We start from the raw sequence: 25,227 nt of genomic DNA, 5'->3' as shown, positions 1-25,227 counted from the left end.
AGAAGAGGGAAGAGATTAAATGAGGAAGGGATATGACAGACATTAAAAAAGCCCGAGTCAGACTCGAGCTTTCAAATACATTTAGCGTAGTCAGCTTACACGTAGTACGCTTCAACTTCGCCTTTAAGCTTGATTAGCATTGGGTTACCGAAACGGTCTTTTGCTTTAGGAGAAGCAATTTTCACCCAACCTTCGCTGATGCAGTATTCTTCTACGTCTGTGCGCTCTTTGCCGTTGAAACGGATACCGATTTGGTGATCGAAACATTCTTTGATGAAGAATGGGCTACGTGGGTTACCCGCTAGGCGATCTGGTAGAGCTGGTTTAGCTGTATCTGTCATTTTGTTTGACCTTGAAGTCATTAAAAAAAGTGCGTCATTGTAGTCAGTGCAAGGCGAGTGTTCAAGGATTGTGACTGGTTTTTAATGGACTGAACTGCAATAAAGCCCTAATTTTTATCTATCTCCTTTTGCTCTTTCGGTGAGTCCTTTTAAAATTAATTCAATCATTGTCTTTTTATCATTTTGATTCTCTTACTAGTAAACAGTTTCTCAGGTTCTCGTTGTTTATACTATGGTTATTAGGTGCGATAAGTATTAGGAAAACAAATGGAACTTGTGATCTTAGCTATCGCTAGATTTCGAAGTGATCAAAAAGAAGCAATGAGTAAAAACTTCGTCAATTTAGCGCAGTGCTTAACTGAGAATGGACATCATGTTGTCACTGTTACTCCAACTGAGTTTCGTTCTCATATTAAGGTTGAACAACATACCTTTCGTAATGAGAGTCGATATGAATCTCTGTTTGAGGGGCTGATGAATCTTATTTACTTATGTAGAGAGCTCAACAGGCTGCTCGAGCAAACCAACAGTGCGAAGGTTAACCTACATATTGCTACGCCTATAGAACTATTGGTGGTTTTTTTCTTTTTAAAATCTCGATATCAAAAGCAGACGACTTTATCCATTTGGCAGTCATATTTGACCTTAGACGAGGTCCGTAATAACAAGCATTATTTTTTTCGGAATTGGTTTAAGTATTTACATTTATTGCTATTTAATTCGTTTATCAGTGCGCCTTTATACAAGCGTTTGTTAGACAATTTTTGTCAAGCGATTGTGCACAGTAACTACCAGAAATTTCAGTTATCTTCTCTGTCTCATTTGCCAGTCTATTTCATTCAAAATGGGGTTTTTTCTGAGCACTTTTCGCGACCCATTCCTGCAAAGAAGACACAAAGAATGTCTTTACTTTATATCGGGCATTCTAAGCCATCAAAAGGCGTTGACGCTTTAATTGAATTGGCTGCAATACTAAAGAAGCGAGAATGTATCGATTTTGATCTAACGCTCTGTCTCAGTGGCTTCGGCGACCAAGCAAATATAGAGAAACTTGTTTCTAAACATGAGCTACATCACCAAATAGAATTTAAAGAGAGCATTGATATTTCAGTTGAGATGGCGAGTGCAGATTTGTTGGTTTTACCACTAAGGACATGTGTCGGAACGAGCCTGACACCTAACCTAATCGTAGAGGCGGTATCTTGCGGATTACCGATTGCGATTCCTGATTTCGAGCAATTATCGGATGTCATTCAATTCGGTTCTAATGCCATTGAAATTGATCTGGATGATTTAGAAGCGAGTGCAAGTGCGATAGAGAACGGTTTTAAGTTAGGTCAACTTGACCTGATGTCTAGAAATCAAATAGAGCAGTTTAAAGTTCGTTATACGTTAGAAAGTTTTGTGTCTGGCTATGCGCGAACACTCGGCCTTGGGTAGGAGGGAGTATGGATAAAATTAGCTTTATCGCTCCGTGTTTTAATGAAGAGTCTGTCATCGAGGAGTATTACTCGCGTTTGTGCGAAATTGCTAAGCAATACGATCAGTATTTGTTTGAGTTTGTTGTAGTTAATGATGCTAGTGTTGATAAAAGCGCAGTAATTTTAGACAAGCTGGCTATGGCGGATGAACGATTAGTGATTGTGCATCTTGCTGCGAATGTTGGGCAGCAAACCGCTTTGTTTGCTGGAATCGAAGCTGCAACTGGAGATATTAATATTACCATTGATATTGATCTTCAAGATCCCCCAGAAGTTATTACACAGTTCTTGGAAGAGATCGATAAAGGCTTTGATATCGTCCATGCCCAACGCTTGTCGAGAAGAAATGAAACCGCTTTTAAGCTAATTAGTGCAAAATTGTTTTACCGCTTTTTATCCCTCACTTCTCCCGCTAATTTAATTGAAGATTGCGGTGATTTTCGAGCATTTACTAAGCCAGTTAGAGAGGCCATTTCATGTTACCGAGAGAAGCACAAATACTTGAGGGGTATTTTTGCCATTATCGGATTTAATCAAACCATTATTCAATATGAACGTGATGGTAGACATGCAGGAGAAACGAAGTATTCACTTACTAAGATGTTTGCTTTAGCGTCAGACGCGGTACTTAATTTTTCCCGCTTTCCTATTCAACTGATGTTTGTTATCTCAACATTGATGTGGTCACTTGGCTTGTTATATCTCACCAAAGCACTAGTAAGTAAGTTCGTTTTTGGCACAACTGTCGATGGTTGGACATCAATCATCTTTTTCCAAGTCTTTTTCTCAGGGATTTTATTGTTCTTTATTGCCTTAATCGGCTCTTACGTCGGGCGAATTTTCGAGCAAGGTCAAGACCGACCCGATTACATTATTCGTTACACAAGGAATATAAAGAGTAGCGATGAAGATAGTTAAGTTTGGTTCAGTGGGTATCATGAATACTCTGGTCAGTTACCTCGTTTTTTGTGTGCTTATTTATTTTGATGTCTATTATTTGACATCTTCTGTTTTGTCTTTTTTAGTGGGTTCTGCCTTTAGTTACATCATGAACTCAAGATATACGTTTTCTGTTTGTGCAAATGTAAGAAGCTTTTTTAAATTCATCACCATAACGGCAGGATCATTGTTCTTGAGTGTTTTACTGCTTTATATCTTTAAAAGTATTGTAGGCATTCATGTTCTCATTTCGCAGATTTTGGTCGTGTTGATTCGTTTCCCAATTGTATATCTATTAATGAAACGCATCGTCTTTAATCAAGCTCATTTGTTTCAGCGCTGAAAAGAGGTGACTTATGAAAACGAATCGGCAAGAAAAACAAGATTTCTACAGTGATTCTGAAACGGTGAAAAAGTATGAAGATCTACGTTTTTCAAATGTTGGTGGACAATTTGTACATCAGTCTGAAGTGTCTTTGTTTTCACAGTTTCTTAATATCTGCTCCTTGCAAGAGTCAATTCTAGATATACCCTGTGGCACGGGAAGAATGCTTCCAACTATTAAGGCGTCTGGCTTTAAAAAAGTTTATGCGGCAGATTACTCTGATGAGATGCTCGCAGTTTGTTACGAGAACCCTTTGTTCCAAAAAACACATTTTTCTAAACAAGACATCTATTCAACGACATATCCAGAGCAGCAGTTTTCAGTAGTATTATCTAGTCGTTTTCTGTTTCATTGCGATGATCAAGATCGGTTGTTTTCGGAGTTTGAACGGGTAATTGCACCAGAAGGATATCTTATTTTTGATAGCCTAAGGTGGTCTCCGCGAACTTGGACCCGACTTTTTTCTGAACAGCTAGGAGGAGATGTTTACACCAATAGCACATCTAGTATTTACAAGCTGGCAGATGCACACGGTTTCGAGGTTATAGACTCTCAAGTGTTCCTGCTCTTTCCTAGCTTTGTCTATAACTTTATTCCAGGCATTTTAATGCGCCCGTTGATATGGCTTGAGTCAATTTGGCCGAGTTTACTCAAAACGAAACAAGTTTGGATACTTAAGAAGCGATGAGTGAAGCAAGAGTTAGATGGCTACTTGGGATTAACTTAAGTCTGTTATTCGGTTTTTATGTTTACATCATATTCAATCTCGCGCTCGTTAATGATGATTACATGGCGCTTTATACCACATGGTTAATGAGCGTTGGGAAACGGCCGAATCTTGACTTCAATGTTGATAGCTATACTTTGCTTTTTGATTGGATGACGCCAGTTTACTTTTTCTTTGGCGAACGATTCGAGCTTATTTACGTTTTTCGTTCGTTTTTTGTTTTGTTTTTGTTGGCGATAGGTTGGCAAGTCTATGTGCTTCTTCGCCAAATATTTACAGTCAATATTGCACTCACTACATTGTTATTGCTCTTTGCCTCTTCTGCGATGGTGATGCGTGGCATTGACCTTCGTCCTGACCTCGTTATTCTTTTTCTTTGGTTACAAATAATCATTGTGTTGTATGTGTGCCCAGGAAGTGATGCTCATAAATTGTTTTGGGTGGGGTTATTATTCGGGCTTGCGATACTCTTCAAATTTAAGGCGATTTTGATAGGCGTAGTGATTGGGCTCTTCGGGCTTATTCGGCTAATTCAAAAGCGCTCTGTACGTGACTTTGTCTTGGATGTCAGTGCGCTTTTGTTAGGCATTATCTCTTGCGTGGCTTTGTTTGTTGCGACCGTTGGAATCTCTTCACTTGAACTGTTTTTGTACACGACGTTTGATTTATTTCTGTATTCGACATCGCATGTTAGTGACGCAAACTCTCTGAAGGTTGATGTACTGATACAGTACTTTTTACATGATATTGTTTATTGGCTGTTTGCTCTCATAGGAGTGGGAATATGTGTCGGTAAGTGGAAAGTACTGTCGTTTAAGCAAGCTCAGTTTTTGATAGCTTTGGTTATACTAGCTGTGTTGTCGGTTTTGGCTAACCCCCACTATCATGCATATAACTTGGTCACACTTTACCCTTTGCTTGCGGTATTTGTTGCGTTCTCAATCCAGTACGTTGTTTCATCTACTCGGGAGTGGTCGAAAGGAACGGTTACCACTTGTATCGTACTATTCTTGATTGTGATTGCTCGTATCATCCACTATCCGGTACAACATAATAATCAGCACCAAATCGCCCTACACACATTCATAGAAAGGCACACGCAAGTTGACGATGCGGTCTTTGCCTATGAAGGAATAGGTCTTTTTCGTCCATCGACTTATCATTGGCGAACATCTGCCATCAAGATAGACAACTACTATCGGGGTCAGTATGACGTTTGGCAGGAAATTCGTGCAGTAAAGCCGATACTCATCGTCGAAAGTTATCGAATTCCTGATTGGTTATTAGAGGAGGACCGTGATGCTCTTCGGCAACACTATGTATCTATTGCTCCGTTTATTCTGGCTCTTGGGTTAAAAACACAATCTAGTGTTCGAGGCGATTTACTGCGCTCGGGTTGGTACGTGCTTGAGAGTGATCGCTTGAACCGTTGCTTTATTGATGGTGTTGGTGTGTCTGTCGGAGAGAAGATATGGCTCAACTCCGGAGCGTATACACTGATGTCCCAAGATGGTACTTGTACACTTCATTGGTATTTTTCTCATCTTGGCATTGAGGCGCTCAGGCAAAGCAATCCTGAGAGTTCCCCCTATTTGTTTGGCCCTTAGCAAAAGTTGTAGAACCTAGTTTTGTTCCCCTATAACCCCTTTAAATACTGCGCGTTGGCTGTTGGTTGAATCATGGCATTCAGCGTTTGGACGGTTTGTTCGCTGTGTTCTTCAAGTAGAGCTAAGAACGCGTCAATCAACTCAGGTTTGCTTGCTGAGACTTTCGTTTCGGTCTGGATATCACGCAGATCGATCAACACATCGGTAAATAATTGAGGCAGATCGTGCAGCACTTGCAGGTTTAAGACGTTGTGTTCGCTGTAGATCGAATTGTGGCTGCCTTTCTGTTTTTGCACCACGTAAGGATTGTCTTTTAAGTTGATGATAGACGTGCGTTTATCACAGCGTTTCAAACAACCTTTGTTGACCTTAATCTTGCGGCATCCTTCGGTTTGTTGGAACAAACATTGGCGGCTCGTGAGTAGGGTATTTGGATGATAAATGCTGTAGAAGCAGCGCATGTTTTGCGGGCGCTTTATATGGCGCATCTGCTTCATATTCAGCTCGTTAGAAATAAACGCGCCACTTGCAGCGAACTCGTCTTGAAGGCATTTAAACGCGTATGAGTTCACCGTGTTCATTTGTGGGCCTGCCACCCAGCCTAAGCTGAGCTCTTTTGCGATCATGCTGACGCCTGAGTTGTTGGTGATCGACAACTCAGGTTGGATGGTTTCCAAAAATACGCGCGCGGCTTGGTAGTTTTCGCCAATCAAAATGGCAGGTAACCAAGGTTTGAGCATTGGGTTGGCTTGGAACAATTCAATCATCGCGCTCAGTTCACCAGACAACCCCATTGGCAATTGATAGTAAACATCAACGTCGTGGTATTCGCACAGCATGGCTTCTTGTGCTGACGAGATCAGAACCGATAATTTTGGCGCACCTTGGCGAGGCTCTGGTTGAGGTAACGCTGGCAGAGCTGGCACATCAATCGACCCTTTCAAGCTGCTGCCGGATACTTGTGTCGAAGTGACATCGAACGACTTAGTTTGCTCTGCCACTTTCTCAATGATCGCGGTTTTGTCGTCGTAGAGTTTCTTTTTCACCGCTTGCACATCATCAGCAGACTGGCATTGATAAACCTTCGAAAAATGTTTTACAGCGTGGTCGCGCGGGTTGTCGATGTACATCGCCTTGCCGAAATCACCTTGCAAAAATGCGTTGGAGAAATCACGGTTGAACACCGTGTATAACTCTGTGGTGTCTTCAGAGAGTTCCAACCCCTCGCACAAGCGATCAATCTGTTTACGCCAGTTATCGACCACGGTGTACACGTAGTGGGATTTCTTAATGCGGCCTTCCACTTTCAACGAATACACACCCGCATCAGCAAGCGCTTCTAAATCGCTAAATGCGGAGTTGTCTTTCATATTAAGTGGGTAGTTGTTGCCTGTTTTGGTCGTTTCGTACTGTTCGCGACAAGGTTGGCTACAGCGTCCACGGTTACCTGATGCGCCATTGCGAGCTGAACTGATGTAGCAAATTCCGGAGAATCCGATGCAGTATGAGCCGTGGACAAACACTTCCATCATTACGTTGTGCTCGCGACCAAATTGCGCCAGATGTTTTATCTCACTGATGTTAAGTTCGCGAGATAAGTTTACTCGGCTTGCGGTGAGCTGGTTGAGAAAGAGGATCTGACCTTCGTTATGCGTGTTCAGTTGCGTTGAAGCGTGCACATCCAAATCGGGAAAGTGATGTTTGAGAATGTAGGCCAGACCGAGATCTTGTACGATCACGCCATCGATTTTGGTGGTGTTCAGTTGGCTGAGTAAGCGAACAATCGCTGGAATTTCACTTTCTAAAATCAGCACATTCAACGTTAGGAAAATCTTACAGCTGTGCTGATGGGCCAACGTTAACACGCCATTTAAGTTATCTAAGGTGAGGTTGGTCGCTCGGTTACGAGCATTGAAGCGGTCGAGCCCACAGTAAATTGCATCGGCGCCAGCGGCAATGGCGGCTTTGATGGAATCTAAATCACCACCGGGTGCTAATAACTCAAATTGATCGCGTGTCACTACTTTTCTCTTTCTTACTAAAATAGGCTGCAAATGTTACGTATTTCACGCTTTTGATGCTCAGCTAGTTAACGCTTTATTAATCTGAATCAATTAATCCGTGTTACACGGTCGACTCTTGAGTGGGTAGAGTGCAATTCGCGAGAGCGGAATTTGACTTCTATAGTTTTCCTACACTTGGTTTTTCTATATTTAGTTTTCGACTCAGAGAGAGGAAGGGACGACAAATGAAAAAAGTAATCATCGGGTTGGTAGTGGCGTTGACGTCATTGAGTGCGTTGGCTGGTGAGGGCGTGGTAACCGTTGCGAGCACGCATTCAGCAAAAGATACGGCGGATAAATTTGTCGCTATCGCGCAAGAAAAAGGGTTGAACGTCTTTGCGCGCATTAACCACCAAGAGAATGCCACGAAAGTCGATATGACGTTGCGACCAACTGAAGTTATCGTGTTTGGAAACCCTAAAGTGGGCACACCACTGATGATCTGTGCGCAGGAAGTGGCGCTCGATTTACCCCAAAAAGTGTTGGTGTATGAAGATGCTGAAGGCAAAACGTGGTTAGCTTACAACGATCCGATGTATTTAAAACAGCGCCATCATATTGAAGGCTGCGACGAGGTATTGAACAAAATCAGCGGCGTGCTGGGCAATTTAACCAACGCGGCGGCGAAGTAGGGCTGGTTATTGGCTTCGCTTTTTTTACTCCGAAAACGAAAAAGCCAACCTCACAAGGAGGTTGGCAAATCTTACCTATATTGGGGGAGGTAAGATCAGGAGGTGGCGAGTACGCTGTGCACTTCTGACTTAATTGAGTCAGACTGCGTACCGAAAATCGCTTGTAAACTGTCGCCAATCACTAATACATCTCGCGCGCCAAGTGCTTTTAGCTTAGCAACATCAACGTTGGCAATGTTTTTCACCGAGACACGCAGACGAGTGATACACGCATCGACTGACTTGATATTGGCTTTGCCGCCCAATGCAGCTACTACATCCACCGCGATTTCATCAGGTTGTCCGGCGATCTTCACTTCTGCAATGTCGGTTTCACGACCCGGCGTTTTTAGATCCAACTTCACAATTAAGAAGCGGAACAAGCCGTAGTAGAGCGTCGCCCAGATGGGACCGATGATGATGAACATCCACGCGTTGGTCGACATTGGGTAGTAAAGGAAGAACTGGATCGCGCCGTGCGCAAAGTCCGTACTGTGTTTGATTTCCAAAAACGCGGTGATCGCAAACGCAATACCGGTGAGGAAAATATGGATCACGTACAGCACTGGCGCGACGAATAAGAAGGTAAATTCGATTGGCTCTGTGATACCAGTCAACCAAGAGGTCAACGCCGCAGACATCATCAAACCGCCGACGATTTTCTTACGCTCAGGAGACGCGCAGTGGTAAATCGCCAGTGCCGCTGCTGGTAGTGCCCACATGGAGTACATAAAGCCACCAGACAGATAACCTGCGGTTTTATCGCCCGCGAAGAAGCGAGTGAGCTCACCAGTAAACTCTTTGCCGGTTTCTGGGTCTACATAGCTGCCAACTTCGAAGAAGAACGGCGCATTCCAGATGTGGTGCAAACCAACAGGGAGTAATGAACGTTCGCCCGCGCCGTAAACCGCCCACGCAAGTACAGGGTTTTGGTACGCTGCCCAATGAGAGAATGCATCAAGAAGTTGTCCGGCAGGTGGCCATGCAAACGCGAGAATCGCACCAACGACGATCGCCGATAAACCGGTGACAATGGGCACAAATCGCTTACCCGCGAAGAAGCCCAAATACTCCGGCAGTTTGATATTGTAGAAGCGGTTGTACATGATTGCCGCGACCGCACCGATAAAGATGCCGCCAAACACCCCGGTTTGCAGCGTCTCAACGCCCATGATGGTAGCATCAGTTTCTAAGCCGCGCAGACCTGTCACAATACCGAGCGATGCGTTCATAATAATTAGGCCAACTAAGCCTGCGAGCGCAGCGGCACCGTCATTGCCTTTTGACAACCCGAGCGCCACACCGACCGCAAACATCAACTGCATGTTGCCGAACATGCCTTCACCGGCGGCGAGCATCACTTTGTTGACCGCGTCTGGAATAAACGCAAACCCCGCGTTACCAATACCCAGCATCAAGCCAGCCACCGGTAACACCGCCACAGGCAGCATCAACGACCGCCCTATTTTTTGTAGTTGTCCAAATATACTTGCAAACATGGTTTCCTCCTGACGAATATGCCAGTGTTGTAGGACCTGATCCCTTCAGGTCATGTTGTTTCACGTAAGGTCAGGATGATCATAGCGAGCAAGGCGGCGCCTAAGGTTACAAAAGGCAATCAGTTTGTAAGTGGCCGCTTACAAATCTCTTACACCGAGAAGTAAAATTGCAATCGGCTCGATTGTGAATGTGCGTTTAAGAATGCATCATATTGGCCAGCGCCAAACTCAGGGGCAGGCACAGGGACGGACACAGGGAAAGTAGGATGGAAAACAAGCAGATACTGGTCGTCGATGACAACCTCGACCTTCGCGAAGCATTGTCAGATTACCTTGGTCGCGCAGGGTTTGAAGTGCTTTGCGCAGAAAACGGCGGCGTGATGTGGCAACTGCTCAACGATCACCATCCTGATTTGATCATCCTCGATATTATGATGCCCGGTGAAGACGGTTTTACCCTGTGCCAGAAACTGCGCAAAAACTCCGATATCCCGATCATCATGCTGACCGCCGTCACTGAAGAAGCCGACCGAGTCGCAGGGCTAGAAATGGGCGCCGATGACTACATCACCAAATCATTCAGTCCGCGTGAACTGCTCGCGCGCATCAAAACCATTCTGAGACGCAGCCAATCGACCGCCAATAGCAAACTGACGCGTAAAGTGCGTTTTGACGATTGGTTATTAGATACCGTAACCCGGCAACTGACCCACGTTGCTAGCCGTGAGGTTAAGCAACTGAGTGGCGCGGATTTGTCGCTGCTCGGTTTATTCGTCAACCACGCGCAATCCATATTGTCTCGCGATGACATTGCGCGCGAGATCTGGGGACGCGATGCAGACCCGTTTGAACGCGGCATTGACGTGCAGATCAGCCGCTTGCGTCATCACCTTGAAGATAAAGACCGTTCGCTGATCCTAACGGTGCGCAACAAAGGCTACATGCTGACCACGGACGTGCATTATGAGAATTAAACGCTGGACGGGATCACTGGTCGTTCGCACCAGTGTGTTCTTGTTGCTGGTGATCATTCTGGCGCAGGTATTATCCGGGATTATCTGGTATCAACACGCCAGCGAACGCGATAAAGAAGGCCTGACCACGACAGTCAAAAGCTTAGCATTGAGCGCTTCTTCCACCATCGCTTTCTTTCAAACCCTCCCTTCGGAATATCGCCACTTGGTGCTCAATCAACTACGCAACATGGGTGGTACGCGCTTTTTCGTCTCACTCAACAATCACCAGATTGACGTCGACCCACTGCCGGAGAGCGAGCGCAAAACGTTGGTCATCAACCAAGTTCGCGAGGTATTAGAAAGCGAGCTGAGCGGCATTCCTAATATCGAGGTGGAGTTCACCCAGCGCGACAAACTCAAAGTGTTCAACAACGAGCTACCTATCGATGAACTGCCGCTATTGTGGGCGCATTATTCGCTTTCGTTTGGTGACCTCAATCCACCGATTCTGGTGATGCAGGTCGAAGTCGCGCAGAACGAATGGTTTTATCTCGCGGCGGTGCTACCCGCGCCTTACATCAACCTAGAGACTAACTATTTTGAGCTGCGCCAATGGCTGACGCTATTGCTGTCCGCGCTAATGCTGTTGCTGTGTACCTGGTTTATCGTTCGCAAAGAAATTCAACCAATTCGAGAGCTGGCAAAAGCCGCAACCCTGATGTCGAGCCGATTAGACGTGCCCGAAGTCTCTGAGCGCGGCAGTAACGAACTGAAAGCGGCGGTACGTGCGTTTAACAAAATGAACCGACGCATCGACAGCCACATTAAAGACCGCGAGATGCTGTTCAGCGCCATCTCCCACGATCTGAAAACGCCGATAGCCTGCCTAAAACTGCGGGCGGAAATGCTAGATGACGACGCCGACCGAGAACGCTTTATCCGTCTGAGTAACGACCTAGATTTGATGGTCAAAGGCGCATTGCAATGCATTAAAGAGACCGATATCCACGAGGAAATCGAGCCGATCAATTTCACCCAACTGATTCAGCACATTTCCGCCAATATCGCCGATGCGCCGGACACAATTCGCATCCACGGTGAAATCCGCACCCACTTTGCTGGTAAACCGTTAGCGATTAAGCGCTGCATTCAGAATCTGGTCGATAACGCGCTCAAATACGGCCATCAAGCGGACATTACGCTGAGTGAAAGCCCAGAGTCGATCCAGATTGAAATTGAAGATCACGGTGATGGTGTTGACGATTTATTACTTGAAAAGCTCTGCCAGCCATACTTCCGCGCTAGCAACGATAAAGAAGGCAGTGGGCTGGGGTTAACCATTTCACAGAGCATTGCAAAGGCTCACGGCGGCAGTTTGTCGCTGAGCCATTCTCAGTTTGGCGGCCTCTGCGCCACACTGACTTTCCCGAGAGACTGACTATGAACAAACTGGCATTCTTGTTCCCACTGTTGCTCGCCCCTTGCGTCGCTCACGCTGAGTCGCCACAAGGGGTAGAGTTTTTACATTGGTGGACTTCTGACGGCGAACAGCAAGCGCTGCAAACACTCAAAGCTCAGCTAAAACAGCATGATATCGAGCTGCTGCAAAGCCCGGTGTTAGGCGGTGGTGGCGACAGCGCGATGACGGTACTGCAAGCTCGCGCGCTGGCGGGCAATCCACCGAGCTTCGCGCAAATCGAAGGGCCAAGTATTAAAGCGTGGGATGCCATCGGTATTTTGCACAACGTCAACGCGGTTGCCGATGAGCAGCGCTGGGACGAGGTGCTCTACCCACTGTCTATCGAAATCAATAAAACACAAAACGGCTATATCGCCCTGCCACTTACGCTGCACCGTTTGAACTGGCTGTGGGTCAACCACAAGCTGCTTAAACAACTGAATCTATCCGCGCCGAAAAACTGGCAAGAGATGTTCGCCGCCATGGAGCTTGCTAAGCAAAATGGCATTGTACCGATCGCGGTTGGTGAGCAGCCGTGGCAAGTCGCCCAACTTTTCGAGAACTTAGTGATCTCCACTGGCGGCGTTGAGTTCTACACCAATGCAATGGTTAAACTTGAGCGAGACAGCATCGACAGCGATACACTCCGTCAAGCGTTGACGCAATTTCGCCGCCTGAGTTTGTTGATAGACAACCAATTACCCGACAGTAAGTGGGATACGGCGACCCAAGCGCTAGCCGACGGTCAAGCGCTGTTTCAAATCGGCGGAGATTGGATTTTGGGTGAGCTGCTCGCCAATCAAGTCTCAGTCCCGCAAGAGGTCGGCTGTTACCCAACGCCGGACAGCGATGGTGTATTCCTCTACAACATGGACAGCTTGGTGTTTATGTCGAGCAAGTCGTTTTCTGCCGAGGCTGCTCAGCAAACCGCAAGCGCGCTGGCAGACGTCGAGTTTCAAGCTAAGTTCAATAAGGTAAAAGGCTCGATTCCGGTACGCACCGATATCGACATCAGCGATTTTAATCCGTGTCAGGTCCAGTCATATCAAGACTTTCACTACGGCGTTAAACACAACCTCGCTGTGCCGAGTATGATTGATTCGATGGCGGTCAATCCGGTTGCTCAGCAAGCGATAAACTCGGAAATCTTCCGTTTTTACCGCAATCCCAAGATGGAACCCGACGAGCTGATAAAACGCATTATTGCTATTTCGCAAAGCGGTTAATGGCAATGAATTTGTGCCGAGTGGAATAAAAAAGCCCCAATGATTGGGGCTTGAGTAAAGCGAAGTATGCCGTTTAGAAATAGTGGAAGATCGGCGGTTCATGCATCAAGAAGTTTTGATGGGAGATGTTCCACGCATAGGCGCCCGCTAAGGTCAACACAACATAATCACCAATATCGACGTGGGCGACGTGTTGATTGCGTGCCAGCACATCTTTGGGCGTACAAAGCTGGCCGACAAAAGTTGCTTGTGCATGCTGAATTGGGTGAGAAATCTCATGGTGTTGCTCGCTTTTCAGGATGACGAATGGATGATCATGGCTCTGCGCTGCTGGCGTGCGGAAATGGTGGGTTCCTCCGCGCGCGATGACAAAGTTTTCGCCAAGATTTTGCTTAATATCCAGTACTTCCATCACGTAATAACCACATGCCGCCGTGATGAAACGTCCGCATTCAAAACGCAGTGTCCAATCTTGCACTTGCTCTTTAGCGATGAGGAATTCCAACTTGTCGCAAAACTCCATCCACGGAAAGTGTTGCTCAGGGTTTTGGTAGTTGATGCCCATGCCGCCGCCCAAGTTGATCATCAGCTCACCGAGTTCAAACTCTTGTTGCCACGTTTTCACGACTTGGAAATAGCGCTGCATTAACGCTAAGTGACGTTCAACATCAAGCTGATGCGACATCAAGTGAAAATGGAAACCTTTGAGTGACACTTGCGGGAAATCGCGCAGCAACATTAAAGCATTACTCAGTTCGGGCTCGTCCAAACCAAAAGGAGTCGGCTTGCCGCCCATTGCCAACTTGCTGAGCGTGATGTCGCCAATATCGATGTTCATACGCAAAAAGATCGAAGCAGGGCGGTTGAGGCGCTCGGTTAGTGCACCAATGCGTTGCAGCTCGGTGAGGCTTTCGACATGAATTGCATCAACATCCAGCTCAATCGCTTGTTGCAATTCACTTGGCATTTTTCCTGGGCCACCGAAGATCAATGGCTTATCGAGTTGTTGCTGGTGGAGGTGTGTCAACTCCCCGCCAGATGCCGCTTCAAAACCATCGACATACGGCGCGAGCGTTTTGAGAATCGGGCCCGATGGATTGGCTTTGGCTGCGTAAAATAGCTCGACATTTTTCGGCAAAACGTGACGCAGTTGTTTGATGTGTTCTTCTAAGGCGTTTAGGTCATACACGTACGCGCACAAGGGTTGATTTTGCTGCTGTGCGAGCGTGTGAACTTGCTGGCTAACGTGTGTCGGTAGGGAGAGTGAATTAGACATGTTGCGCTCCTTTTTCGTGTTGCTGCCAAGGCGCGGCGACTTGGGTATAGCCCGACTCCTTATCGGCTTTTTGCATCAAACGCGTGGTGAAATTATTTTTGCTTGGGAAGTGACCGCCATTCAGCAACGCTTCTAGTTCCGGCTGTTTTCCATTCACTGATTGCCAACGCACAATGGCACTTTGCACCGCATTCCACAGCGTTTGCTCTAGTGGCTCATCACCTTCTGCGATGAAGAAAATCGCTTCGCTGATGTTGTTGATAAAGGTGCAGTATCCGATGCGATTCCAGCCTTGTTCGCGACTGTAGTAAACCGATTGTCGCGCGCGTTCAGACAAATCAGTTAATGTTTCTGCTGGCCAGAACTCTGGCAGTAATTTAGTGCCTTCCAAATCACGAATCCAAACACAACACGGCATCTCTTGCTCAAAGCCAATCAAGGTGTTTTGCAAATGCGGCTCAAACGCCACCCCGTGTTTGAAGTAGTAATTAAACACGCCCGGAATTAGGCAATGCAAATAGCGTTCAAACCACAGTGTCGCGATGTCGGAATAGCCATTTTGCGTAGTACGCGCTTTGTTTTTAAGGCGTTGAGCAATGCAACTGTTGCCGTTTTTGTCGTAAGCAAACAGAGCGCCAGCGAGGGTTGGTTTTAAGATGTCGACTTCGCTCAGCGAGAAATTTTCGCGGTATAAAATCCCAAACGATTCGCGCGCTTTGGTGTTGTCGTCCCAATTACGCTCAGCGACACTTTCTAGAGTCAACGTAGTGGCGTAAGGCTCTGTCATCACTTTAAATACAGGGTTGTGCAGCTGTTCGTTTTCTCGAATCGGTTTGAGAATCGACGTGAGCTGCACGGCGCTGTCGAGTTCGTACCACGCGTTTTTACGCACGCAATTGGTTAATCGTACGTTGATGGAGAATTTCGCAAACCAATCCATGTCTGGGTGGTAGAGGGTACGAACTGAAGAGGTCGGCTGCATCTTTTCACCACCTAAACCCAGTGGTGTGATCTTACCTTGTTCAATGGCACGCTTCACGCTTGGGTTGCTCAAAATGGTGTAGCTTTCCCAAGGATGACAAGGGTAGAGGGTCTTCCCGTTGCTGGTGGCGTGTTGTGGCGCGAGCTGTTGTAGCATGCGCTGAGCAGGGTTAGCTTCTCCGTCGGAACTCAGCACATCAAGCAAGGACGTATCCACTTCAAACCAGTACAGCGGGACTTGCGCGCCGACTTCTGGAGAAAACGCCAAGAGATCATCCATGGTGACGCCCGAACGACTTTTCGGGGTCGGATGGAAAGTATGCCCCCAAATCAGAGACTGTTCCGAAGCGATAAACTCGTTGTGATGCGATTTGGGCGCGACGTTGAGAAACTGCTCGGTAACCAGCACGCTATTTTCCAGTTGTTCGATCAGCTCATGGTTAAATGGGATCGCCAACACCTGCTTGAGATAGTTAAGCAAAAGCGTAAGAGTTTGCGTGGCATCCAATTTCGCCCAACCAGAGCCCGGCATTTTCGCCCAAGGCAGTTCTGCCAATTTGATTTTGCCCAGTTTGCTCGCGTAGTGAATCGGCAAAACCAGCACGCCATTTTGTTGAGAAAGATGAACGGCTACCCGCTGCTTGGCGGAATAGTTGCGTTTTAACGTTTGGGGTAGCGATGTCGATTGGTAGTGCCATTCCACTTGTTGATTCGGTAGCGCAAATTCACGTAAGTAACAATTAAGAACACCCATTATCGTGTTGAGTTGGGCCTTCTCGCGATTGAGCTGCACATCATGCGCGCACAACTCGCTAGTCTGAGAGGATTGAGTTTGTAACATGTTGATTTCCAAATTTTGAATGGAGAACCAGCGCGATCAAGGTGATCACGCTGACTATCGCAGAAAGTAGGAAAGGAACCTCAAGTAGCCCCAAGCTAGAAATGAAAGAAGCGCAAAATCCCGCCGCCACGCCACCCCATTTGGACATGGCATCAAAGCGAGAAAATACTTTGCCACTGAGTTTGCGATCCAGATTGCTCGCAAGATGCTGATGCAATCCGTGATAGCAACACACCATCGCGATGCCGAAGATAATTCTCGCAGCAATGAGTGCGGTTTCGGACGCAATCAAATGCAAGGCAGAGCTCACGGCAAGCAATGCAAACCCGAGCCACAACGTGCGCAGCGGTTGATGGCGATTCAACCCATCTGACAACACGTGGATTTTGCCTGCCAGCAACAGATAGACGCCATGCGGCAGTGCGTACAAAAAACCGATCCATGCGTGGTTAGTGATGCCATATTGCTGCACAAACGGCGAGAAATAAGGAAAGGTCACTACCATAGAAAACGCAAACCCGAATTGAGCAAAGAAGATCCAACGAATGGCATGCATTGCGTTTTTCCGTGCAACCGGTTTTTCTTGCCGAGATTCTGAGTTTGGCTTTTCGAGGTTTTGGTCGGCAGGTGTATCCATTGGCAGTGTTAGCGTGATGCCCATCGCAATTAAAGGCAAAACGCATAACCACAGGTACGCGTTGAGCGGGTTGGTCTCTGACAAGCTCCAGCCGAGCCCAATGGGCGCAACGATCAGCGCCAAGCGAGCAGATAGTTGGGTTTTATTAAGTGACTTGCCGAGTGTTTTGGCTTCTTTAATTTGACTAGATAAGTAGCTGTTTGAGGCGGCCATGGTGCCGCCAAAGGTTCCTTGAACAATAAGACCAAACACAAACATGGCGAGGTTGTCTGCCAAGCCGCACAGCGCAAACCCTGCTGCAAGGCCAAGTTGCGCACGCAAGAGTGAGCGGCGGCGACCATAGCGATCGGCAAAGTTGCCCCAAAATCGCGCCGCCAACGCAGTACAAAACGTAGGTAGGATAAACAATACCCCTGCCCAGTCCGCATCAATGCTTGCGCCTAACGTTGGCAACACGACGGGTAGAAATAGCGGCATACCTAACGCGGCAAACGCAGCGATAAAGTGGCACAACAACACACTGTAGATGAGTTTGGTCATAATCGTTTAACGTACGCTTTTTTTGATGGCTTCTAAGTAGGCGCGCTGCGCTTCTTCGCTAGAAAGCAGTAAGAAGTTCGGGGCCGACAAACCATAGAACTTATTGATGTCACTCGCGCCGGAGGCTTCTTTCGAGAGCAAACTGCCAGAGCTCAACAAGTACTTGGCGTACAAATCAGGTGCCTCTTGCAGTAACTCGCGAGCCAGTTTTGTCTCTAACCCTTCGCCTTCCAATCGGTTGAGTTGCTCTGCAATGCTTTTGGCCACGATGGCGTAAAGCGATGCTGAAGAGGCAATGCCCTTCGCTGCCATGGCTTCTACAATCGCTGCGATATCCAATTGTAATGTGATGGTGGTAAACATCTGACCGAGCGCCAATTCATTGTCGACTTTGATGCGTTGATCGAGCAGTTCATCGCAATCCACTGGAAGTAGTTTTGCGCCGTGTTTTTGGGCAGCATGCTCTGTTGCAAAGTGGAAGCGCTCTGGCCAAATTCGCGCCGCGTCGTTGTCTTTCATCGCGAGCGTCATTTTGCCCTGTTGATCAAATGCAATGATGGCGTTTTGCTGGTTGGACTCCAATGCGATGCCATAACGAAGCCACAAGGTGAGGTGCACTTGGCATAATAGATCGACGTAATCTTGGAACCACGCCAGCGAATCTTGTTGATAGTAATGTTCTGCCAAATGTTCTAAGAACAAGCGGTCGTCAGGCATTGGGCTTGCCAGTGCGGCAACCGGAACTAACGCTTTGTCTTCGCAATGAGTAAGTGGGTACTCACGTACGATGTACGCGAAGGTTTTATCCTCGCCGATGTGTCCACCGTGTTTTTCGTTGCAATGGAACAAGCGACTGTTTAAATCGGCGTCCGTTTGTTCAAGGTGGCTGAGTAGGCGTTCAAACCAGTGGCCGTCATACAGTGTTGAAGGCTTGATTAAGCGAATATTTTTCGTGCCTAGCGATCGCATGATCAGCGGAACCTTGATGTGAATGTGCGGTGCCTCGTTGACGACCACCGTACGAACGGAAAGCGTCGGCGTCACGTCTAGATACGTTAAAGGCGCTTCTATCACACCTTCGGGTAAGGCTTCTAAAGATCGCAGGGTGAGCGGATGTGCAGGGAACAGAACGTGGCTCAGTGCAAAATCAGCAGGAAGCCCCACTTGCTCCATTGTTGGCCAGCAATCAGGTTGTCCGCTGGTTAATGTTACCAGTGATTTTTCAATCGCAATCCAATGCAGAGCAAAGCTTTGTGCGAACTCGGGCGCGTACTTAGCAAGGTCTTCATCGCTCAGACCAAACTTCGCCCGCGCAGTTGGATAGTACGGGTGGTCAAGGTAAGAAGCGATCTGGTCGGCTAGCAGCAGTTTTTGATGCCAAGAACCAAGCTTGGATATTGGTTGAGAAATGTGGTCGGCGTGGTGACGAAACGCTTGGTCACACAGTGCTTTGTGTTTCTCTGCGCATTCCAGCTCTTGAAGATACCCCGCCAATAATTCGTGAGAGCTCTCATGCGCCAGTGTCGTTAGTAGCGCAATCCACTCTTGATAATGCTGCTGATGCTCGACTTGACCATTTTTCTCCACCCACCAACCTAGTGGCGCTTCGCCATTGGCTTGGCCGTAACACCAATGCTGCATGTAATACGTTGGCACAACAGGTAAATAGAGCGTGAAATCCGGATTATCAAAGGTTAGCCAGACTTGCTCGAGTTGAGGAACAATAACCCCTTTTGGGGCGGCGCTACTGAACTTGGCGTTCGACAAAATGCCAAACATGTCTTCGCGCAGGCAAGTATCGATCAATCGTTGGGTCAGGTATAAAGCGTTGTGATTCATGCTGCCACCTCGCGAGTCGGAGCTAGATTGAAATTGCTAAGCGCGTTCTGCAGCGCTTGGTCGAGGTTTCGCCCCGATGGCGAGACAATCGAAATTCGGGCGAGATAATCCTTGTTGGAATAACTCTGTTGGAAGAGTTCTCCCGCGGTTTTTAGTACCTGTTGCTGGGTGATGACATCGCCATCGTGTTGGATGAAGGAGGTCGAATCTCCATCAATCACACCACTGTGCTCCGCAACCACGTAGTGCACGTGTGCTGAGCCATGAATTTGGTAATCGCCATCCAATCTTCGGCCCAAATGCAGACCCAAAATTGTGCTAAACCAACCGAAGTGAGCGAGATTGTTGAGTAAGAATTCGCGACCGTCCCCAATGCTGCGGTAGTTAATTTCCACCAGAACTGGGCCGTTTTCCGTGATGATAAATTCGCTGTGGCAAACTCCAAAGCCAACGCCGAACGCTTTCAGTTGAGCCAAGCAAGCTTCTCGGTGAGCAATGCCGTTTGGTCCGTTCCAGTCTGCGGCTGTTTCGATAAAGTAAGGCGGTTCAGAGAGCGACACATCAAAACCGCCCACGGCGATAAGGCGCTCACCATCTCCTAAAGTTTCGAGCGTAACCAACGGCCCTTGAAGGAATTGCTCCACCAGAATGGCGGCGTTTGGGTGCTTTTGCCAAAACGCCTCGCAGTAAGCATCGAGCTCGCTTTGGGAGTCACAGCGCTGTACATCTAAACTTGCCACGCCTTCTTTGGGTTTTGCTACGACAGGGAAGGCCATGCCTAATGCCACATTCGAATGGCGATGCAGCAAACAGCTTTGTGTGTTGGGTAAGGATTTTTCATTTAACACTTGTCGAGTTAAGTGTTTGTTTTTGGCCTTTAACGTGACAGACCAATCTTTGGATGGGAGGCCAAAAAATTGCGCGCAGATGGCGGTGGAAGTTTGTAAGTGATCACTATTGCTAAAAATAGCGTCTGGCTTTAATTCATGCTCCGTGATGGTTTCGATGAGTTCTAATGGGTTGAAGACATCACATTCTAGAATGGTATCCGGATTAAAGTGACTATCACGACTCGCCAGCTCTAAATGGCTGAGCTTATGGTCGGTGATAAGAACGACGTGAAGGTCCATCGCTTTAGCTGCAGGCACGAAGCCGTGAGTGACTGCATCGTTAACGACATGACTTACGATAATCATCGTAGATTTCATGAGCTTTCCTAATTTTCTAACATTTTCTTCTAACGTTGATAAAGTCGCTCACGGTCGTCTTCCAATGTGCCTCTCGCGAGACGGAGGGCAGAAGTTTTAGTGTTTATTGTTATTATGTTTGGTTTTTTTTGTTGTTAGTTGTGTTTTTAGGGTAAATAAATATAGAGCATAAAATTAATATTGCAAATAGAAATAATATTTGTTCTTATTTCCATCCGTTGGCTTTATAACAACTAAACGGAATTATGGAATGAATAAATTATTGACCCTGACCCCCTTGGCGGTCGCGATTGGTTCTTCACTAGTAGCACCAAGCGCAGTGGCTTCAGAAGAGACGAACTCAACCTCATCAGCAACTGAAACGATTCAAGTCTTCGGGCATCAGTACGAAGGTTATGCTGAACACATGCCTCAATCAGGCACCAAAACCGATGTGGAATGGCTTGATGTGCCACAAGCGGTATCCGTAGTAACGAAAACAGAAATGCAAGACCGAGGCGCGGTGCGCTTAGTGGATGCGCTAGATGGGGTAGCCGGGGTCAATAACACCTTGGGCGAAGGCAGCCGCGATCAGTTCATGATCCGTGGTTTTGATTCACTCAACGATATGTACCGTGATGGCTTGCGAGATGACGGTACGTTGCAGTCTTACCGCAGCTTAGCGAACGTTGAACGCGTTGAAATTGTGAAAGGCCCTGCGGGTGCTTTGTATGGCCGTGGTTCGGCTGGGGGCATCATCAACTTGGTGACGAAACGCGCTAACGGTGAGAATTTTACTCACGTAAACGGTAGTGTAGGCAGCAACAACCAATATGTTGGTCAGGTCGACAGCTCAATGGCGTTTACAGATAAGGTCAACGGGCGTATTAACTTGGAATACCGTCAAGCCGACTCGTACGTTGATCATGTTGATTCAAACGATTTCTTCATTGCACCGACCATTCGTGTGTTACCAGCGGAAGGTCACACCATTGATATTGACGTGGAATACGCCCATCAAGAACTAGTGCCGTATCGTGGTGTGCCATCAAAAAATGGCAAGCCAGTTGATTTGCCAGTAAGCACTTACTTTGGCGGCACAAACGACTATCAGGAGTCAGACAGTCTCCGTATTGCGGTGGATTACGAATGGCGTCTGAATGATCAATGGGTATGGAACAACCGAGCGGCGTTCAACCATATCGAACTTGAGCAAAAAGGCACGCGTCAGGGCAAAGTGACGGGTAATGAAGTGTCTCAAACCGTCAACAACTTTGGTTACGATCCACGTACTACGACCACTTTACAATCTGAGTTGGTTTGGGAAACCAGGGACAATCAATTGATGGTGGGTGCAGATTTCAACCAGATCGATATCGACCTAACGTTGGCAAGTGACAAAACGCTTCCTCCGCAAAATATCTACGACCCAGTCGTTGGTCCAACGCCTGATCCGGGCTTTAAGCCATTTCGTGACAATACCACCACCACGACAGGTTTGTATGTGCAAGACGTCTATACGTGGGGTGACCTTTCTTTGATCGGTAACGTGCGTTACGACTCGATGGAACTCGAACAACAAAAAGCGGGCTCAGATAAGGAAAAATTGGATGATGACAAAGTCAGCTACCGTGCTGGTTTGGTATACCGCATCAATTCCGACACATCCGTATACGCCAGTTTAGCGCGCTCTTGGCAGTTACCGTACGCTGGTATCTACATCAATCCAAAATTGGCGGAATTCTTCCACACCGACTTAAAAGAGGTGGGGGCGAAAGCGTACCTTTTGGATAACGCATTAATGTTGAATGCGGCACTGTTCCAGATTGATCAAGAGCAACCACAAACTAACGTGGACGGCGATGTGATCGATAAAATTGAAGTGCGTCACCAAGGTATTGAATTAGAGGCTCGCGGTCAAATCACCAAACAGTGGGACATCTCTGTGGGTTACAGCTACTTGGACGCGGAAGACAAAGCCACAGGCAAAAAGCCGAACGATGTATCAGACCACTTGTTCTCTCTTTGGAGCACTTACCAATTGGATGACAACTGGCGTTTAGGCGGTGGTGTGAAGTACGTGGGCGACCGTTACGCAGGTAACGACGAAGCTGTCGCACTTGGCGATTACACAACGGTGGATTTGATGGCGGCGTACACCACTGGTCGTCACAAAATCCAAGCGAACGCTTACAACATTTTGGATGAGAAATACATTCTTGGCGCAACAAACGGCACGTCTGGCTTAAACCAGATTGGCTATGGCGCACCAGCCGAGTTCATGCTCAGCTACGGATATCAGTTCTAGGCTTTTTGTGCGTAGTTAGCGCCTGTTAGCCGATTTTTGCCTCATATTGAGGATGTTTAGCCCCGAGAGCCTACGGGATGTATTCTGCCCGAGGCTCAATTTCTCGCAAAGGAGATCTTAATGTCTTACCAGAATTTGGATGGTAAAGTGCGTGTACGTGCTGGTTTGTCTACCACTTACAGTGTGCTTGCGATTGCAATCGCTTCTGCCACATCCATGAGCGCGGTTGCCGCTCCTGCTAAAAAAGAACAAACTACCGCGATGGAAACCGTCGTTGTCACTGGTAGCGTGATTGGTAAATCTGAAATTGAAGACGTCAAAGAGTACCCAGGTGCTCGTACCGTCATTACCCGCGATCAAATCGAGAAAACCGCCGCAGGCTCGATTGATAACGCGCTACAGCGCGTGCCGGGTATTAAAGTTCAGGATGAAAGCGGAACGGGCGTATTGCCTAACATTTCCGTACGTGGTTTGAAAGCAAGCCGTAGTGGTCATGCTCAGTTCTTGATGGATGGTGTACCGCTAACACTTGCGCCATATGGTCACACTGGTCAGTCTATCTTCCCAGCAACACTGTCGATGCTTGATCGTATTGACATTGTACGCGGTGGTGCTGCAGTACAGTACGGCCCAAACAACGTCGGTGGTGTGATCAACTTAGTGACCAAACCGATTCCACACACGTGGCAAACTGAAATCAGTAACCGCCTTACCGTGTTTGATGGCGGTGATGCGCCGCTGAATGATTTTTACCTACGCACGGGCGGCTGGTTAAGCGACACATTTGCACTACAGTTGGAAGGTAACTTCCTAAAAGGTGAAAGCTTCCGTGAACATTCCGATACGGACGTGAAGAACTTCCAAGCCAAAGCACAGTGGCTACTGAGTGACACTCAAGAGATTCAAGCATTCCTGCAACGTTACGATGCTGAAACGCAAATGCCGGGCGCACTTTCGCCACAAGATTACGAGCAAGATCGTCACCAATCGAAACGTCCTTACGATGATTATGAAGGTAAGTCGACGCGCTGGAGTGTTAAGTACATCCACGATTTGCCATTTGCCGACAGTGCTGAGCTAGAAGTGCTAACGTTTGGCCATAAGTCAGAGCGTCTTTTCAAGTGGGGCTTTAACAGCGCGGGTGGCCATTGGGCGGATCCGGCTCTGCCAGCGACGGACGTTCGTACCTCTCCACGTGAATTTACCGTGTATGGTATAGAGCCAAAAATGGCGATGTACTTTGGCGAAGGTAAATCCGTTACTCAAAACTGGATCGTGGGTACCCGTTATGTTAACGAAGACATCGACTACAAACTCACTCAGACTCCAATCGCCGGTGGTGCAACCAGCGTTCCGCGTGATTGGCATTTAGATACGGACGCGTTTGCTGGATACGTTAGCAACGAAATTGGTTTGTTCAATGATACATTGAAGGTAACGCCTGGGTTGCGTGTTGAGTCGGTTCGAATGACGTTTACCGATCGTGGTAAAAAACAAACAGCAGACAACACCGTGACGGAATGGTTGCCAGGTTTGACGGTGGCATACAACTTAACTGATCAGTGGGTGACGTATGCGAACGCGCAAAAATCACTTCGTGCGCCACAAATTGCCTACATCCGAGGCTTGGGTGAAGAAGGTAGCGAACTGGCTTGGAACTACGAAGTCGGCGCGCGTTACACCCAAGATGCGACCAGCTTTAACGCTGCACTTTATCGCATCGACTTTGAAGATCAATTGCAATGGCAAAGCTCAACGCAGACTTTCGATAACATCGGAAAAACACTTCACCAAGGCATAGAGCTTTCTGCTCGTTATGTGCCTGAAGTTCTACCTGCACTGAGTTTAGGCGCAAGCTACAACTATCTAGACGCTACGCTTGAAGAAGAAGGCGCGAATAAAGGTAATCAACTGCCTTACACCTCTAAGCATCAGCTTGGTTGGGATGCAACTTACGCATTTTACGGCATGGACACCACGCTATCGGGCTTCTACTTCAGTGATTCGTATACCGATAACGCCAACACCAGTGCCGAAGATGCAACAGGCGCAACGGGTAAAGTACCATCTTACATGGTGTGGAACTTCAACTTGGGGACGGATTTATACAAAGACGACAAAGGCAAGTTACGCATGAATGTTGCGGTGAACAACTTGTTTGACGAGGAGTATTACTTCCGCGGGATTGATACCAGCCCAGTTGGTCGGTACCCAGCTCCGGGACGCTCTTATACACTGGATCTGAACTATCAGTTTTAAGCGTT

The 25,227-nt window shown here is 47.3% G+C and carries 19 protein-coding genes; 11 read left to right on the top strand and 8 right to left on the bottom strand.

What is annotated here, in order from left to right; translation table 11 throughout:
• Positions 1–95 precede the first annotated feature (95 nt).
• On the bottom strand, positions 96–341 hold the full coding sequence (locus tag R7D93_RS03225) for a DUF3297 family protein (protein ID WP_005448935.1): 246 nt from the start codon (positions 339–341) through the stop codon (positions 96–98).
• Between the two features lie 267 nt (positions 342–608).
• Here R7D93_RS03225 and R7D93_RS03220 point away from each other — a divergent pair, with 267 nt between their 5' ends.
• The 5 genes from R7D93_RS03220 to R7D93_RS03200 are packed head-to-tail and all read left to right on the top strand — an operon-like array spanning position 609 to position 5,480.
• Positions 609–1,781: a glycosyltransferase gene (locus R7D93_RS03220; protein ID WP_225495749.1), complete on the top strand. Its 1,173-nt coding sequence runs from the start codon at positions 609–611 to the stop codon at positions 1,779–1,781.
• 8 nt (positions 1,782–1,789) lie between these two features.
• Positions 1,790–2,740 carry a glycosyltransferase family 2 protein gene (locus tag R7D93_RS03215; protein ID WP_130545676.1) on the top strand — a complete coding sequence of 317 codons (951 nt, stop codon included), beginning with the start codon at positions 1,790–1,792 and terminating at the stop codon, positions 2,738–2,740.
• Positions 2,727–3,104 (top strand): GtrA family protein, encoded by a 378-nt coding sequence (locus R7D93_RS03210; RefSeq protein WP_025520528.1) that lies wholly within the window; start codon positions 2,727–2,729, stop codon positions 3,102–3,104. Before R7D93_RS03215 ends, R7D93_RS03210 begins: the two co-directional genes overlap by 14 nt.
• A gap of 13 nt (positions 3,105–3,117) precedes the next feature.
• The gene (locus R7D93_RS03205; RefSeq protein ID WP_225495747.1) at positions 3,118–3,834 is read left to right on the top strand and encodes a class I SAM-dependent methyltransferase; all 717 of its coding nucleotides are present in this window, start codon (positions 3,118–3,120) and stop codon (positions 3,832–3,834) included.
• Positions 3,831–5,480: a glycosyltransferase family 39 protein gene (locus tag R7D93_RS03200; protein ID WP_225495745.1), complete on the top strand. Its 1,650-nt coding sequence runs from the start codon at positions 3,831–3,833 to the stop codon at positions 5,478–5,480. The genes R7D93_RS03205 and R7D93_RS03200 overlap by 4 nt, the downstream gene beginning before the upstream one ends.
• Positions 5,481–5,509: 29 nt before the next feature.
• Here R7D93_RS03200 and R7D93_RS03195 read toward each other — a convergent pair whose 3' ends face one another.
• A complete protein-coding gene (locus R7D93_RS03195; RefSeq protein WP_225495743.1) occupies positions 5,510–7,501 on the bottom strand; it encodes a U32 family peptidase in 1,992 nt (663 codons plus the stop codon).
• A gap of 227 nt (positions 7,502–7,728) precedes the next feature.
• Between R7D93_RS03195 and R7D93_RS03190 the strand changes: the two genes are divergently transcribed.
• On the top strand, positions 7,729–8,175 hold the full coding sequence (locus R7D93_RS03190) for a DUF302 domain-containing protein (protein WP_005383492.1): 447 nt from the start codon (positions 7,729–7,731) through the stop codon (positions 8,173–8,175).
• Between the two features lie 95 nt (positions 8,176–8,270).
• On the opposite strand, the gene ptsG is transcribed toward R7D93_RS03190, so the two are convergent.
• Entirely contained in the window at positions 8,271–9,713 is a 1,443-nt protein-coding gene (gene ptsG / locus R7D93_RS03185) for a glucose-specific PTS transporter subunit IIBC (RefSeq protein ID WP_225495738.1), read from the bottom strand.
• 266 nt (positions 9,714–9,979) lie between these two features.
• Between ptsG and R7D93_RS03180 the strand changes: the two genes are divergently transcribed.
• Genes R7D93_RS03180 through R7D93_RS03170 form a run of 3 tightly spaced genes read left to right on the top strand, consistent with a single transcriptional unit; the run spans position 9,980 to position 13,354 of the window.
• A complete protein-coding gene (locus R7D93_RS03180; protein WP_005383484.1) occupies positions 9,980–10,687 on the top strand; it encodes a response regulator in 708 nt (235 codons plus the stop codon).
• Positions 10,677–12,107, top strand: a complete 1,431-nt coding sequence (locus R7D93_RS03175) for an ATP-binding protein (protein ID WP_140090334.1) — start codon at positions 10,677–10,679, stop codon at positions 12,105–12,107. The genes R7D93_RS03180 and R7D93_RS03175 overlap by 11 nt, the downstream gene beginning before the upstream one ends.
• Before the next feature lie 2 nt (positions 12,108–12,109).
• Positions 12,110–13,354: an ABC transporter substrate-binding protein gene (locus R7D93_RS03170; RefSeq protein ID WP_025553455.1), complete on the top strand. Its 1,245-nt coding sequence runs from the start codon at positions 12,110–12,112 to the stop codon at positions 13,352–13,354.
• A gap of 73 nt (positions 13,355–13,427) precedes the next feature.
• Here R7D93_RS03170 and R7D93_RS03165 read toward each other — a convergent pair whose 3' ends face one another.
• From R7D93_RS03165 to R7D93_RS03145, 5 genes are read right to left on the bottom strand one after another with little or no spacing between them, the layout of a single operon-like run.
• The gene (locus R7D93_RS03165; RefSeq protein WP_225495736.1) at positions 13,428–14,630 is read right to left on the bottom strand and encodes a type III PLP-dependent enzyme; all 1,203 of its coding nucleotides are present in this window, start codon (positions 14,628–14,630) and stop codon (positions 13,428–13,430) included.
• Positions 14,623–16,452 (bottom strand): IucA/IucC family protein, encoded by a 1,830-nt coding sequence (locus R7D93_RS03160; RefSeq protein ID WP_225495734.1) that lies wholly within the window; start codon positions 16,450–16,452, stop codon positions 14,623–14,625. Before R7D93_RS03160 ends, R7D93_RS03165 begins: the two co-directional genes overlap by 8 nt.
• A complete protein-coding gene (locus tag R7D93_RS03155; protein WP_225495732.1) occupies positions 16,424–17,629 on the bottom strand; it encodes an MFS transporter in 1,206 nt (401 codons plus the stop codon). Before R7D93_RS03155 ends, R7D93_RS03160 begins: the two co-directional genes overlap by 29 nt.
• Positions 17,630–17,635: 6 nt before the next feature.
• A complete protein-coding gene (locus R7D93_RS03150) occupies positions 17,636–19,468 on the bottom strand; it encodes an IucA/IucC family protein (RefSeq protein WP_225495730.1) in 1,833 nt (610 codons plus the stop codon).
• Entirely contained in the window at positions 19,465–20,676 is a 1,212-nt protein-coding gene (locus R7D93_RS03145; RefSeq protein ID WP_025768679.1) for an ATP-grasp domain-containing protein, read from the bottom strand. The genes R7D93_RS03150 and R7D93_RS03145 overlap by 4 nt, the downstream gene beginning before the upstream one ends.
• Positions 20,677–20,926: 250 nt before the next feature.
• Between R7D93_RS03145 and R7D93_RS03140 the strand changes: the two genes are divergently transcribed.
• Both R7D93_RS03140 and pvuA read left to right on the top strand, forming a co-directional pair.
• Complete coding sequence (locus tag R7D93_RS03140) at positions 20,927–22,963, top strand: TonB-dependent receptor (RefSeq protein ID WP_025768678.1); 2,037 nt, start codon at positions 20,927–20,929, stop codon at positions 22,961–22,963.
• Between the two features lie 120 nt (positions 22,964–23,083).
• Positions 23,084–25,222, top strand: coding sequence for a TonB-dependent siderophore vibrioferrin receptor PvuA (pvuA, locus tag R7D93_RS03135; RefSeq protein WP_062730893.1), 2,139 nt, complete (start codon positions 23,084–23,086; stop codon positions 25,220–25,222).
• Positions 25,223–25,227 lie beyond the last annotated feature (5 nt).

Source organism: Vibrio sp. YT-15 (assembly GCF_033337445.1).
Classification (GTDB): domain Bacteria; phylum Pseudomonadota; class Gammaproteobacteria; order Enterobacterales; family Vibrionaceae; genus Vibrio; species Vibrio alginolyticus.
Note: the sequence above shows the minus strand (reverse complement) of the source record. Positions and strands in the feature narration are given on the sequence as shown.